We start from the raw sequence: 12810 nt of genomic DNA on the forward strand, positions 1-12810 counted from the left end.
AATAACATGAGTGTCAGCAAATGGTGACTTCATTGAAAATAGCATTTATAGGCGAAGCGGTATCTGGTTTTGGAGGGATGGAAACCGTTATTAGCAACGTTATCCATACGTTTGAAAATAGCTCTCCGAAAATCAACTGTGAAATGTTTTTCTTTTGTCGTAATGACAAAATGGATAAAGCATGGCTAAAAGCGATTAAATATGCGCAATCATTCTCAAATATAAAATTAAGTTTTCTTCGTCGAGCTAAGCATGTTTATAATTTTAGTCAGTGGCTGAAAGAAACGTCACCGGATATTGTGATATGTATTGATGTCATCTCATGTCTTTATGCCAATAAAGCACGAAAGAAAAGTGGTAAACAGTTTACTATTTTCTCGTGGCCGCATTTTTCGCTCGACCATAAAAAACATGCAGAATGTATAACGTACGCAGATTATCATCTGGCCATCAGTAGTGGTATTAAAGAACAGATGATGGCACGGGGTATCTCAGCGCAAAATATTAGCGTCGTTTATAATCCTGTCTCTATTAAAACAATCATTGTGCCGTCGCCTGAGCGCGATAAACCCGCTGTATTTCTCTATGTAGGGCGTCTTAAATTTGAAGGACAGAAAAGAGTTAAAGATTTATTTGATGGCTTAGCTCGTACGACAGGGGAATGGCAGCTACATATTATTGGTGATGGCTCAGATTTTGAAAAGTGCCAGGCCTATAGTCGGGAGCTTGGTATTGAGCAGCGTGTGATCTGGTATGGTTGGCAAAGCGAGCCGTGGCAAGTCGTACAGCAAAAAATAAAAAATGTCACCGCGTTACTACTTACCTCTGCATTTGAGGGATTTCCTATGACCCTGCTGGAAGCAATGTCATATGGAATTCCGTGTATTAGTTCTGATTGTATGTCTGGTCCGCGCGATATGATTAAACCCGGCTTGAATGGTGAGCTTTACACCCCGGGGGCTATAGATGATTTTGTAGGACACCTTAATCGCGTTATTTCTGGTGAAGTAAAATATCAGCATGATATTATTCCCGGCACGATTGAGAGATTTTACGATGTGCTATATTTTAAAAATTTTAATAATGCAATATTCTCGAAATTACAAAAGTGATCACTATGAGCAGAAAATATTTTGAAGAAGAAGTCATTCAACAGACTTTAGATTATAACTATGCACAACATAGTGATGCTGATAAATTTAATATAGCTTATGGGATTGATAAAAACTTTCTTTTTGGCTGTGGTGTCTCTATTGCATCGGTTTTCCTCGCTAACCCAGAGAAGGCGTTAGCTTTCCATGTTTTTACCGATTTCTTTGACTCTGAAGACCAGCAGCGATTTGAGGCATTAGCAAAACAGTACGCTACGCAGATTGTTGTTTACCTAATCGACTGTGAGCGCTTAAAATCGCTACCCAGTACCAAAAACTGGACCTATGCAACATACTTTAGATTCATTATCGCCGATTATTTTTCAGATAAAACAGATAGAGTACTTTATCTGGATGCAGATATTGCATGTAAGGGGAGTATTCAGGAGCTTATTGATCTTAACTTCGCTGAAAATGAGATTGCGGCTGTCGTTGCTGAAGGCGAGTTGGAATGGTGGACTAAGCGCTCGGTTAGCTTGGCAACGCCTGGGCTGGTTTCTGGCTATTTTAATGCCGGTTTTATTTTAATTAACATACCTCTTTGGAGCGCAGAAAATATCTCTAAGAAAGCGATTGAAATGCTAAAAGATCCGGAGGTAGTACAGCGCATAACGCACCTTGATCAGGATGTATTAAATATATTGTTAGTGAATAAAGCGCGTTTTGTTGATAAAAAATTTAATACACAATTTAGTCTTAACTATGAATTAAAAGATTCAGTTATTAATCCAGTTGATGCTGAGACTGTATTTGTTCATTATATCGGACCAACGAAGCCCTGGCATAGTTGGGGGGCTTATCCTGTGTCACAATATTTTTTACAGGCTAAGAGCAACTCACCATGGTCTCATTGTGCACTTTTAAATCCAGTCACTAGTCATCAGTTACGTTATGCGGCAAAGCATATGTTTAATCAGAAGCATTATACTTCGGGTATAAATTATTATATAGCCTACTTTAAACGTAAACTTCTTGAATAAAACCCATAGGTGATGTAATGGATTCATTTCCTGAGATAGAAATAGCTGAATATAAAGTTTTTGATGAAAGTAATAATAATAATGATGATAACGTATTAAACATTTCTTATGGTGTTGATGAAAACTATCTTGATGGTGTGGGGGTATCAATTGCTTCAGTTGTATTAAATAATAATATCCCGCTCGCTTTCCATATTATTTGTGATTTATACTCCCCGTGTTTTGTAAAATATATAGAGCGTTTAGCCGTACAGCATCACATAAAAATTTCTCTTTATCTTATTAAAGTAGAAAGCCTTGAGGTATTGCCTCAAACTAAAGTATGGTCGAGAGCAATGTATTTTCGTTTATTTGCTTTCGATTATCTCAGCAAGAAGGTAAACACATTACTTTATTTGGATGCCGATGTTGTATGCAAAGGATCTTTGCAAGATCTTTTACAGCTTGATCTGACAGAGAAGATCGCTGCGGTCGTAAAAGATGTTGATTCCATCCAGAATAAGGTAAATGAGAGATTAAGAGCATTTAATTTACAAGGTGGTTATTTTAACTCCGGCGTGGTTTTTGTTAACCTGAAATTATGGAAAGAGAATGCCTTAACTGAAAAGGCATTTTTACTTCTGGCAGGTAAAGAGGCTGACTCTTTTAAATATCCCGATCAGGATGTTCTGAATATTCTCCTACAGGATAAAGTCATTTTTCTTCCGCGACCGTATAATACCATTTATACTATCAAAAGTGAGTTGAAAGATAAGTCACATAAAAAATATAGCAATATAATTAATGATAATACTATTTTAATTCATTATACGGGCGCTACAAAACCATGGCATGCCTGGGCAAATTATCCTTCAGTTATCTATTATAAAAATGCACGACTGAATTCGCCCTGGAAAGATTTTCCCGCAAAAGATGCGCGTACCATAGTTGAATTTAAGAAGCGATATAAACATCTTCTCGTGCAGGGGCATTATTTTAAAGGCCTTCTGGCTGGAAGCGCATATCTTTATCGTAAAATTTTCCACAAATAATTTCCTTCCCTAAATCTCCATTATGATTATTGAAAAAAAGGTTAAAAACTATACCGTCTTTGTCAAAAAAGACGGTGAAAAATACATTGAGATATTCAAAGATTTTCTATCTTATAATCATCAGATTATTAAAGTCTTCCGTAATATAGAAGATACAAAAGTTGTATTGATTAATACAGACTACGGAAAATATATTCTCAAAGTATTTAGTCCAAAAGTAAAAAATACTGAACGATTTTTCAAATCGTTAGTAAAAGGAGATTACTACGAAAAGCTTTTTCATCAGACAGATCGTGTGCGGCGTGAAGGGTTTGCGGCGCTTAATGATTTTTACCTGCTGGCGGAAATTAAAACATTACGCTATGTAAAAACATACGTGATGATAATTGAGTATATTGAAGGTATTGAACTTGTTGATATGCCAGAAATTTCTGACGAGGTGAGAGGGAAAATCAAACAGTCGATATATTCCCTGCATCAGCATGGTATGGTTTCGGGCGATCCCCATAAAGGTAACTTTATCCTGCAAGGCAATGAGATCAGAATTATCGATTTGTCCGGAAAAAGACCTTCCAGGCAACGAAAAGCAAAGGATCGTATTGATTTAGAAAGACATTATGATATCAAGAATAATGTGAGAGATATCGGATTTTACTTATTGATTTATAAGAAAAAACTTCGAAATTTCCTTCGTCGTATTAAGGGTAAGGAAAAGCGCTGACCAATGTAGCACGTTTGGTTTAATTTAAGGGGCTGACTGACTTTTATTTGCTGCAGCGTTATGACATACTTGAGAGAATTTGAGATGTAATATTAGTTATTGAATATAACATTTATTTATAGGTTGCATGATAAACATACGAGTTTTTTATGGGCAGCGTTAATTTCATAACTCACGCCGATGTTCTGCAACTTATTGCGAAAAGAACGGCTGAAGATTGTATTATTTTTCTTTCTGGTCCTACGTCCAGAAAGACGCCGCTGTCCTTGTTACGAATGAAAGATGTCATTGCAGTCAATGGTTCTGTTCAATATTTGCTAAACAATAACGTCAAGCCATTTTTGTACCTTCTGACGGATGTTCGCTTCCTTCATCGCCGGCGCGAAGATTTTTATAACTTTAGCCGTAACAGTCAGTTTACTATCGTCAATCTTGATGTGTACGAACAGGCTTCAGTAGATGATCAAAAATATATTGAAGAAAACTGTTTAATTATTCGCTCCTTTTATCGCCGAGAAAAAGGGGGCTTTTTAAAGAAAATTAAATTTAATATCCTCAAGCGGGTTCATAAAGCATTACTTATTTCAGTTCCTCTTTCGAAAAGAGGACGACTGGCTGGATTTTGCAAGGATATCAGCATCGGCTATTGCTCTTGCCATACTATTGCTTATACCGCTATTCAGGTTGCCTATTCCCTCAAGTATGGCCGTATTATATGTTCTGGGCTTGACTTAACAGGGAGTTGCCCACGTTTCTATGACGAAACTACCAGCCCTATGCCATCTGAGCTTAGTAAAGACCTGTTTAAAATACTGCCATTTTTTACTTTTATGAGAAAAAATGTGAGTGATTTAAATATCTTTAATTTATCAGATGATACTGCAATTCATTACGATATTATTCCATATATTACAGCCTCGGAACTTGAGGGTGAAATATATTATGATAAAATTGTCTAGACACTAGATAAATCATTATTTTGCGTTGCTTTGGCACGAATTTCTTTTTCTATAACATTTCTTTTTCTATAAAGTTAACTATTCTGGATTATAGCTATTATGATTAAAAAAATCATATTTACTGTTACTCCTATATTTTCAATTCCTCCTCGTGGTGCGGCTGCGGTAGAAACCTGGATTTACCAGGTTGCAAAACGACTATCAATACCGAGTGCTATTGCTTGTATAAAGAATGCTGGCTATCCTGAATATAATAAAATAAACGATAACTGTGATATTCATTACATTGGGTTTAGTAAAGTTTATAAGCGTCTTTTTCAGAAATGGACTCGTCTCGACCCACTACCCTATTCCCAGCGCGTCCTTAATATTAGAGATAAAGTGACTACCCAGGAAGATAGCGTCATTGTTATTCATAATAGTATGAAACTGTATCGGCAGATCAGAGAGCGCAATCCGAATGCAAAACTGGTTATGCACATGCATAACGCATTTGAACCAGAACTTCCTGATAACGATGCAAAAATTATCGTGCCCAGTCAGTTTCTTAAAGCGTTTTATGAAGAAAGATTGCCTGCCGCTGCTGTTAGTATTGTTCCTAATGGTTTTTGTGCTGAGACTTATAAAAGAAACCCACAAGATAATCTTCGTCAGCAATTAAATATTGCGGAAGATGCCACCGTTCTCTTATATGCCGGGAGAATTTCGCCTGATAAAGGCATCCTGTTGCTTTTGCAGGCGTTCAAAAAATTACGTACCTTAAGAAGTAATATTAAACTTGTCGTTGTTGGCGACCCTTATGCAAGCCGCAAGGGTGAAAAAGCAGAGTATCAAAAGAAAGTACTGGACGCCGCAAAAGAGATTGGAACGGATTGTATTATGGCTGGGGGGCAATCTCCCGACCAGATGCATAACTTCTATCATATAGCCGATTTGGTTATTGTGCCGTCTCAGGTTGAAGAAGCATTTTGCATGGTGGCTGTAGAAGCGATGGCAGCAGGAAAAGCGGTTCTTGCCAGCAAAAAAGGGGGGATTAGCGAATTTGTGTTAGATGGCATAACGGGCTATCACCTCGCAGAACCTATGTCGAGCGACAGTATAATTAATGATATTAACCGTGCGCTTGCTGATAAGGAACGCCACCAGATTGCCGAAAAAGCAAAATCCCTGGTGTTTTCAAAATACAGTTGGGAAAATGTAGCGCAGCGTTTCGAGGAACAAATGAAAAGCTGGTTTGATAAGTGATTGAGTCCTGATGATGGAAAACGCGCTGATACCGTAATAAGTATCAGCGCGTTTTTTTATCTATTTCTTAGCGCCAGCAGAAAACCAGTAATGATACCAATTTGAGCAATATCGACCTGTTCAAAATTACCACGAACGATATAAAAACCAATGAAAGATAAAAATAGCAAAAGATGAGCATTGTAGGGGCTTATCTCTACTTTCCTGAAGGTAGAGCTGGCTGTTTCCCTGATGATAGCGCCGTATAAATAGACCAGGCTCGCCAGACCCAATATGCCAGCACTAAACCAGATGTACAGGATGGTATTATGCGGACCGATGGATTCTTTAAAGGTCCACGTTGGATAATCGACAACGCGTTTATTATAAACACTATCATACACATCATTACCATAGCCGTAGCCCTTGATCGGGTTTTCCTGAATCAGTATCCACGCGGTACCCTGGGTTCCATTAGTATAACGATATGAGCTATCTGTCTGCTGTAATTTATACAGTAAATGTTCTGGGTCTGGTTTGTTATTATGTTGAGTGATAACCAAAGCGCCGATAATGGCTAATAAAATGGCACCAACTCCTATTAACTTCCATTGGCGGTTCAGTATTGCCCACAGAACACCTACTATGAGCACCGCCAACCATGCCCCTCGCGATAGGGTTCCCAGGATAAAGAAAAGGTAGATAGCGCTAAGCACCAAAAAAACCAACTTAATTGCATTTTTTCTAAACAGCCAAATATTCAATAATGCTGGAAATAAGAAAACCATGGAATCGGACATATGTCGATGCGCATAGCTTATGAATGGCATAATCCCTTTATTATAGTCCTCGATATACAGAATACTCTCTGCAAGGCAGCGAAGCCCTAAACTTGTTAAAAAGGAGAAAAGTACTATTTTCGCAACCGTTTCTTTTGTTTCATCTTTTAATAGTACGGGAATTAATAAAGTATATAATAAGAAACCCTCCAGTACCGTATTTTCAAATTCCTTGAAACTTCCTTTCATATCTGGCGATATGAGTATGGAATAAACAAGGATTAATGATAATACTGCTACGCTATAAAATAGGCTATTTTTGAAAAGAGGGGGGAAACTTTTCGGTGAGCGTGAGACCTGATAAATCGCGGTGATAATCATAAGTATGATTATCAAATGTTTATAACGCGTAATACCATCCAGAAAATACGTGGCAACAAAAAGAAAAACCAGCGCTTTATTCCAGATCGGCTTCCATTTCTCTTTATTTAACGTTAATGATGTGGTTAGCATCTTTTCTCCACAATAGGTTTGGGATGAGACAGAGTCTCTTTAATGAATCTTTCCAAATACGCTTGTGGCATCTAAATTCGCCAGGTTCTGTTCTGGTGAGCAGCATGCCATTTGGTTCTTCCCATAACCTCCAATTAACCCAGGGTCCGTTGGGCCATATAGCGTAATATTCGGTCTGTCGAGCGCGGCGGTGAGATGGCTCAGGCCGGTATCAACCGATACGACAAATTTTGCGCCAGCCAGCACTCTGGCGACCTCCTCCAGGCTCATACGCGGTAACACATCCACATAGTCAAAGCCTTCGGCCAGTCGTTTAGCCCGGGCCTCCTCATGAGGCGCGCCCCAGGGAAGTTTTATCCGTAATCCGGTGTTGCCCACTAGGCCGATAAGCTCGCGCCAGTTTGCTTCCGGCCAGTGTTTATCATCGCGGGTCGTGGCATGTAAAAACACCGCATACGGATCGCTAACCGCCTGCTGGCAATGCAGAAAATGTTTTGCGATGGCATAATCGCCCTGCGACTGCGGTTTATCGTATCCCAGACTTTTGGCGAACAGTTCGCGCGTCCGTTCAACCGCATGTTGTTGCTTTGCGATATGGTGTTTACGGTTATAAAACAGGCTGGCCAGCGGTTCGCGGGCGGTACTCCAGTCCATACCGTGCTTTATCCCATGCGCCAGACGCGTCACCAGCGCCGCGCTTTTCACCAGCCCCTGCGCATCAATCACAGCGTCGTATTGGTATGCGCATACCGCCCGATGAAAGGCTGTGCGTTCCGCTTTGATGGGCGCGGAAAACCAGGCCTTGCGCCAACGGCGAATAGCGACGGGAATCACGCGATCGACAGCACTGTGCCAGGACGGAATTTGCGCAAACCCTTCTTCGACAACCCAATCAAATTGAATCCCCGGAATCGCCTGTTGCGCGTCGGTAAGCGCAGGCAGGGTATGTAATACGTCGCCCATCGATGATGTTTTAACGATCAAAACCCGCATTAAACGCCCTCTTCCGACAACAGCGAATGAAGCTCTTCCTGAACCCGCTGCGGCGTGATATCGATCAGGCTCTGGTGATAGCCTTGCGCCGTATCGCCTTTACGCACTTTGTGATAACCCGTAATAAGACGAATCACCCGGGCCTTATGAGACAGCGGCGGCGTGAAATCCGGGCTACTTGGGCCATACAAGGCGACCAGCGGGCGGTCGAGCGCCGCCGCGACGTGCATTAGCCCGGAATCGTTGGTGACGATGGCTTTACAGGCGGCTATCAGAATGACGGCCTGTTCCAGCTGGGTTTCCCCCGCCAGGTTGCGACACCATGCCTGCTGCTCGCTATTCAGCGCCGCCAGGATCTCATTTCCGGCTTCATGGTCTTTTGCCGAGCCAAACAGTACGACCTGATACCCTTCGTTAATGAGCTGTTTTGCCAGTTCGGCGTAGTGATAGTGCGGCCAACGTTTTGCCGGGCCAAATTCCGCGCCGGGGCAAAAGCCAATCAGAGGACGTTCAGAAGATAGCGAAAAATCGCTGCACATCAGCGACTTTTCACCCTCGCTAACCTGGAGCTGTGGCCAGAGTAGCGGCTGCGGCAGATCTTTCGCCGTGCGCATCACGCCCTTGTCATAGGCCAGCGCCACGTAGCGCTCCACCATCAGCGGCCAGGCGTCTTTATCAAGGACGCGCGCATCGTTCAGCAGGCCATAGCGCATTTCGCCGCGCCAGCCGGTACGGTGCGGGATATTGGCAAAGAAAGGAATCAGCGCCGATTTAAACGAATTTGGCAGCACCCAGGCGCGATCGTAGCGCTTCTCACGCAGGCTATGGCCCAATCTACGGCGCTCGCCGATTTCCAGCGCGCCGTGGCCCAGCGGCATGGGTATCGCCTCGTTAACTTCCGGCATACGCGATAACAACGGACGGCACCAGGCTGGCGCCATCACGTCGATTATCGCCTGGGGATAGCGCGCTTTAAGCGTGCGATAGAGACTTTGCGACATCATCATGTCGCCCACCCAGGACGGGCCAATGACCAAAATTTTCATACTTACGCGTCGCGGTTCAGCCAGGCCATATACTCCGTGACGCCTTCGGCGACGGTCTTAAAGGGTTTGTCGTAGCCCGCGTTGCGCAGATTGGTTAAATCCGCCTGCGTAAACGCCTGATAGCGACCTTTCAGCTTATCCGGGAACGGAATGTATTCAATGCTACCTTTTTTATGGTATGCCAGCGTCGCGTCGGCGACGGCCTGGAAAGATTCCGCACGGCCTGTGCCCAGGTTAAAGATGCCGGACTTGCCGCTTTCCAGGAACCACAGGTTAACGGCGGCCACATCGCCCACGTAAACGAAGTCGCGCTTGAAGTTTTCGCTGCCTTCAAACAGTTTCGGACTTTCGCCGTTGTTTAACTGTGTATTCAGATGAAAAGCCACGCTTGCCATGCTGCCTTTATGGCCTTCACGTGGTCCATAGACGTTGAAATAGCGGAAACCGACAATCTGCGAGTTCGCTTCTGGCAGGATCTGGCGCACATATTCATCAAACAGAAATTTAGAATAGCCGTAAACGTTAAGCGGTTTTTCGTATTCGCGCGATTCGATGAAGTCAGACGTGCGACCGCCATAGGTGGCGGCAGAAGAGGCGTAAAGGAACGGGATTTCGCGCTCAAGACAATAGTGCAGTAGCTCTTTGGAGTATTGATAGTTATTATCCATCATATACTTGCCGTCCCACTCGGTGGTGGAAGAGCAGGCACCTTCATGGAAAACAGCTTCGATATCGCCGAGCTCTTCTCCGGACATAATCTGGATCAGGAAATCTTCCTTATCCATATAGTCAGCAATGTTCAGATCCACCAGGTTTACAAACTTGGTGCCGTCTTTCAGGTTATCCACCACCAGAATATCGGTGATACCTTTATCATTCAGGGCTTTAACGATATTGCTGCCGATAAAGCCCGCGCCGCCGGTAACGATGATCATAACTGTAACCTTTGAATTATGGTGTCAGAGACTGTCTCAGACATGAATGCTCTTATCATAACACTATTCATCCATTCACTGATAACCCGTGAGGATACGCGTGATTTATGCTGCATTTTAAAGAAGTGATGACGCGTCATCTCGTATCAACGTATCGCTTTGGGTAATATGTGCTGAAATTTGCCCAGTCTGGAGAATCGCAATGCGTGGGGATTTTTACAAACAGTTAACCAACGATCTGGAAACCGCCCGGGCGGAAGGATTGTTTAAAGAAGAGCGCATTATTACGTCTGCGCAGCAGGCGGATATCACCGTGGCGGATGGAAGCCACGTTATTAACTTTTGCGCCAATAACTATCTCGGGCTGGCGAATCACCCTGAGCTGATTAATGCCGCAAAAGCGGGAATGGACAGCCACGGTTTCGGTATGGCGTCCGTGCGTTTTATCTGCGGCACCCAGGACAGCCACAAAGCGCTGGAGCAAAAGCTGGCAAGCTTCCTCGGCATGGAAGATGCGATTCTGTATTCCTCCTGTTTCGACGCTAACGGCGGCTTGTTTGAGACGTTGCTGGGCGCGGAAGATGCCATTATCTCCGACGCGCTGAACCACGCGTCTATCATTGACGGCGTGCGTTTGTGTAAAGCGAAGCGCTATCGCTATGCCAACAACGATATGGCTGAGCTGGAAGCTCGGCTGAAAGAGGCGCGTGAGGCCGGCGCGCGTCATGTCCTGATCGCTACCGACGGGGTGTTCTCAATGGATGGCGTCATCGCCAATCTGAAAGGTGTCTGTGATCTGGCCGATAAATACGATGCGCTGGTGATGGTTGATGATTCTCACGCGGTAGGCTTTGTCGGCGAAAACGGTCGCGGTTCCCATGAATACTGCGATGTAATGGGCCGCGTAGATATTATTACCGGTACGCTGGGCAAAGCGTTAGGCGGCGCATCCGGCGGCTATACCGCGGCGCGCAAAGAGGTCGTTGAGTGGTTGCGTCAGCGTTCCCGCCCATATCTGTTTTCCAATTCACTGGCGCCGGCGATCGTGGCGGCTTCTATTAAAGTGTTAGAGATGGTGGAAGCGGGCGCAGAACTGCGCGATCGCTTGTGGGCGAACGCCCGGCAGTTCCGTGAGCAGATGTCTGCCGCGGGATTTACGCTGGCAGGCGCGGATCACGCCATCATCCCGGTAATGCTGGGAGATGCGGTTGTCGCGCAGAAATTTGCCCGCGAACTGCAAAAAGAGGGCATTTACGTTACCGGTTTCTTCTATCCGGTCGTACCAAAAGGTCAGGCGCGTATTCGTACCCAGATGTCTGCGGCGCATACGCCTGAGCAAATTACGCGTGCGGTAGACGCGTTCACGCGTATTGGTAAACAACTGGGCGTGATTGCCTGAGGATGTAAGATGAAAGCGTTATCCAAACTGAAAGCGGAAGAGGGCATCTGGATGACCGACGTTCCGGAACCGGAAGTCGACCATAACGATTTGCTGATTAAAATCCGTAAAACAGCCATCTGCGGCACTGACGTTCACATCTATAACTGGGATGACTGGTCGCAAAAAACCATCCCGGTTCCGATGGTCGTGGGGCATGAATATGTCGGCGAAGTGGTCGGCATCGGTCAGGAAGTGAAAGGCTTTAAAATCGGCGATCGCGTCTCCGGCGAAGGTCATATCACCTGCGGTCATTGCCGCAACTGCCGTGGCGGTCGTACTCACCTGTGTCGCAACACCACTGGCGTGGGCGTCAACCGTCCCGGCTGCTTCGCGGAATACCTGGTCATCCCGGCGTTCAATGCGTTTAAAATCCCGGATAACATTTCTGATGATTTAGCCTCTATTTTCGACCCGTTTGGTAATGCGGTGCATACGGCGTTGTCTTTCGATCTGGTCGGCGAAGATGTACTGGTATCGGGGGCGGGGCCAATCGGCGTAATGGCCGCCGCGGTGGCGAAACATGTCGGCGCGCGTCATGTGGTGATTACTGACGTCAATGAATACCGTCTGGAGCTGGCGCGTAAAATGGGCGTCACCCGCGCGGTCAACGTCGCGAAAGAGAGCCTGAACGACGTCATGGCGGAGCTGGGAATGACCGAAGGGTTTGATGTGGGTCTGGAGATGTCCGGCGCGCCGCCGGCGTTTCGTACCATGCTGGACACCATGAATCACGGCGGTCGTATTGCGATGCTGGGGATTCCGCCATCGGATATGTCTATCGACTGGACTAAAGTTATCTTTAAGGGCTTGTTCATTAAAGGTATTTATGGTCGTGAGATGTTCGAAACGTGGTACAAAATGGCGGCGCTGATCCAGTCCGGTCTGGATCTGTCACCGATTATCACCCATCGTTTCTCTATTGATGATTTCCAGAAAGGTTTTGACGCCATGCGTTCAGGCCAGTCAGGAAAAGTTATTCTGAGCTGGGATTAATATGTATAGAGACCCGATAATTTTATCGGGTCTGATATACGTTT

Annotated in this window: 12 protein-coding genes; 8 read left to right on the plus strand and 4 right to left on the minus strand. The window is 44.5% G+C overall.

Annotated features, from left to right (window positions below):
* The first annotated feature begins 32 nt into the window (after positions 1 to 32).
* From waaB to ACLJRE_RS12915, 6 genes are all read left to right on the plus strand, one after another.
* Positions 33 to 1112, plus strand: coding sequence for a lipopolysaccharide 1,6-galactosyltransferase (waaB, locus tag ACLJRE_RS12890; protein ID WP_001631304.1), 1080 nt, complete (start codon positions 33 to 35; stop codon positions 1110 to 1112).
* Positions 1113 to 1117: 5 nt separating this feature from the next.
* Positions 1118 to 2131, plus strand: a complete 1014-nt coding sequence (gene waaO, locus ACLJRE_RS12895; RefSeq protein WP_023212618.1) for a lipopolysaccharide 3-alpha-galactosyltransferase — start codon at positions 1118 to 1120, stop codon at positions 2129 to 2131.
* A gap of 17 nt (positions 2132 to 2148) precedes the next feature.
* Positions 2149 to 3162, plus strand: a complete 1014-nt coding sequence (gene rfaJ, locus ACLJRE_RS12900) for a lipopolysaccharide 1,2-glucosyltransferase RfaJ (RefSeq protein WP_023195504.1) — start codon at positions 2149 to 2151, stop codon at positions 3160 to 3162.
* A gap of 22 nt (positions 3163 to 3184) precedes the next feature.
* The gene (gene rfaY, locus ACLJRE_RS12905; RefSeq protein ID WP_023212617.1) at positions 3185 to 3883 is read left to right on the plus strand and encodes a lipopolysaccharide core heptose(II) kinase RfaY; all 699 of its coding nucleotides are present in this window, start codon (positions 3185 to 3187) and stop codon (positions 3881 to 3883) included.
* 149 nt (positions 3884 to 4032) lie between these two features.
* Positions 4033 to 4842, plus strand: coding sequence for a 3-deoxy-D-manno-oct-2-ulosonate III transferase WaaZ (gene waaZ, locus ACLJRE_RS12910; RefSeq protein ID WP_023212616.1), 810 nt, complete (start codon positions 4033 to 4035; stop codon positions 4840 to 4842).
* 99 nt (positions 4843 to 4941) lie between these two features.
* A complete protein-coding gene (locus ACLJRE_RS12915) occupies positions 4942 to 6087 on the plus strand; it encodes a lipopolysaccharide N-acetylglucosaminyltransferase (protein WP_000591827.1) in 1146 nt (381 codons plus the stop codon).
* A 56-nt stretch (positions 6088 to 6143) separates the two neighbouring features.
* Here the strand turns inward: ACLJRE_RS12915 and rfaL are convergent, their stop codons facing one another.
* The 4 genes from rfaL to rfaD are packed head-to-tail and all read right to left on the minus strand — an operon-like array spanning position 6144 to position 10332.
* Positions 6144 to 7358, minus strand: coding sequence for an O-antigen ligase RfaL (gene rfaL / locus ACLJRE_RS12920; RefSeq protein WP_023212615.1), 1215 nt, complete (start codon positions 7356 to 7358; stop codon positions 6144 to 6146).
* Between the two features lie 39 nt (positions 7359 to 7397).
* The gene (rfaC, locus tag ACLJRE_RS12925) at positions 7398 to 8351 is read right to left on the minus strand and encodes a lipopolysaccharide heptosyltransferase RfaC (protein ID WP_001264614.1); all 954 of its coding nucleotides are present in this window, start codon (positions 8349 to 8351) and stop codon (positions 7398 to 7400) included.
* A complete protein-coding gene (gene rfaF / locus ACLJRE_RS12930; protein WP_000699198.1) occupies positions 8351 to 9397 on the minus strand; it encodes an ADP-heptose--LPS heptosyltransferase RfaF in 1047 nt (348 codons plus the stop codon). The genes rfaC and rfaF overlap by 1 nt, the downstream gene beginning before the upstream one ends.
* Before the next feature lie 2 nt (positions 9398 to 9399).
* Positions 9400 to 10332: an ADP-glyceromanno-heptose 6-epimerase gene (rfaD, locus tag ACLJRE_RS12935; RefSeq protein WP_000587780.1), complete on the minus strand. Its 933-nt coding sequence runs from the start codon at positions 10330 to 10332 to the stop codon at positions 9400 to 9402.
* Positions 10333 to 10534: 202 nt separating this feature from the next.
* Between rfaD and kbl the strand changes: the two genes are divergently transcribed.
* Entirely contained in the window at positions 10535 to 11731 is a 1197-nt protein-coding gene (gene kbl, locus ACLJRE_RS12940; protein ID WP_001213790.1) for a glycine C-acetyltransferase, read from the plus strand.
* A gap of 9 nt (positions 11732 to 11740) precedes the next feature.
* The gene (tdh, locus tag ACLJRE_RS12945; RefSeq protein ID WP_410957407.1) at positions 11741 to 12766 is read left to right on the plus strand and encodes an L-threonine 3-dehydrogenase; all 1026 of its coding nucleotides are present in this window, start codon (positions 11741 to 11743) and stop codon (positions 12764 to 12766) included.
* Positions 12767 to 12810 lie beyond the last annotated feature (44 nt).

Origin of the sequence: Salmonella sp. SAL04157 (assembly GCF_046551635.1) — a bacterium.
In the GTDB taxonomy this organism is placed as follows: domain Bacteria; phylum Pseudomonadota; class Gammaproteobacteria; order Enterobacterales; family Enterobacteriaceae; genus Salmonella; species Salmonella enterica.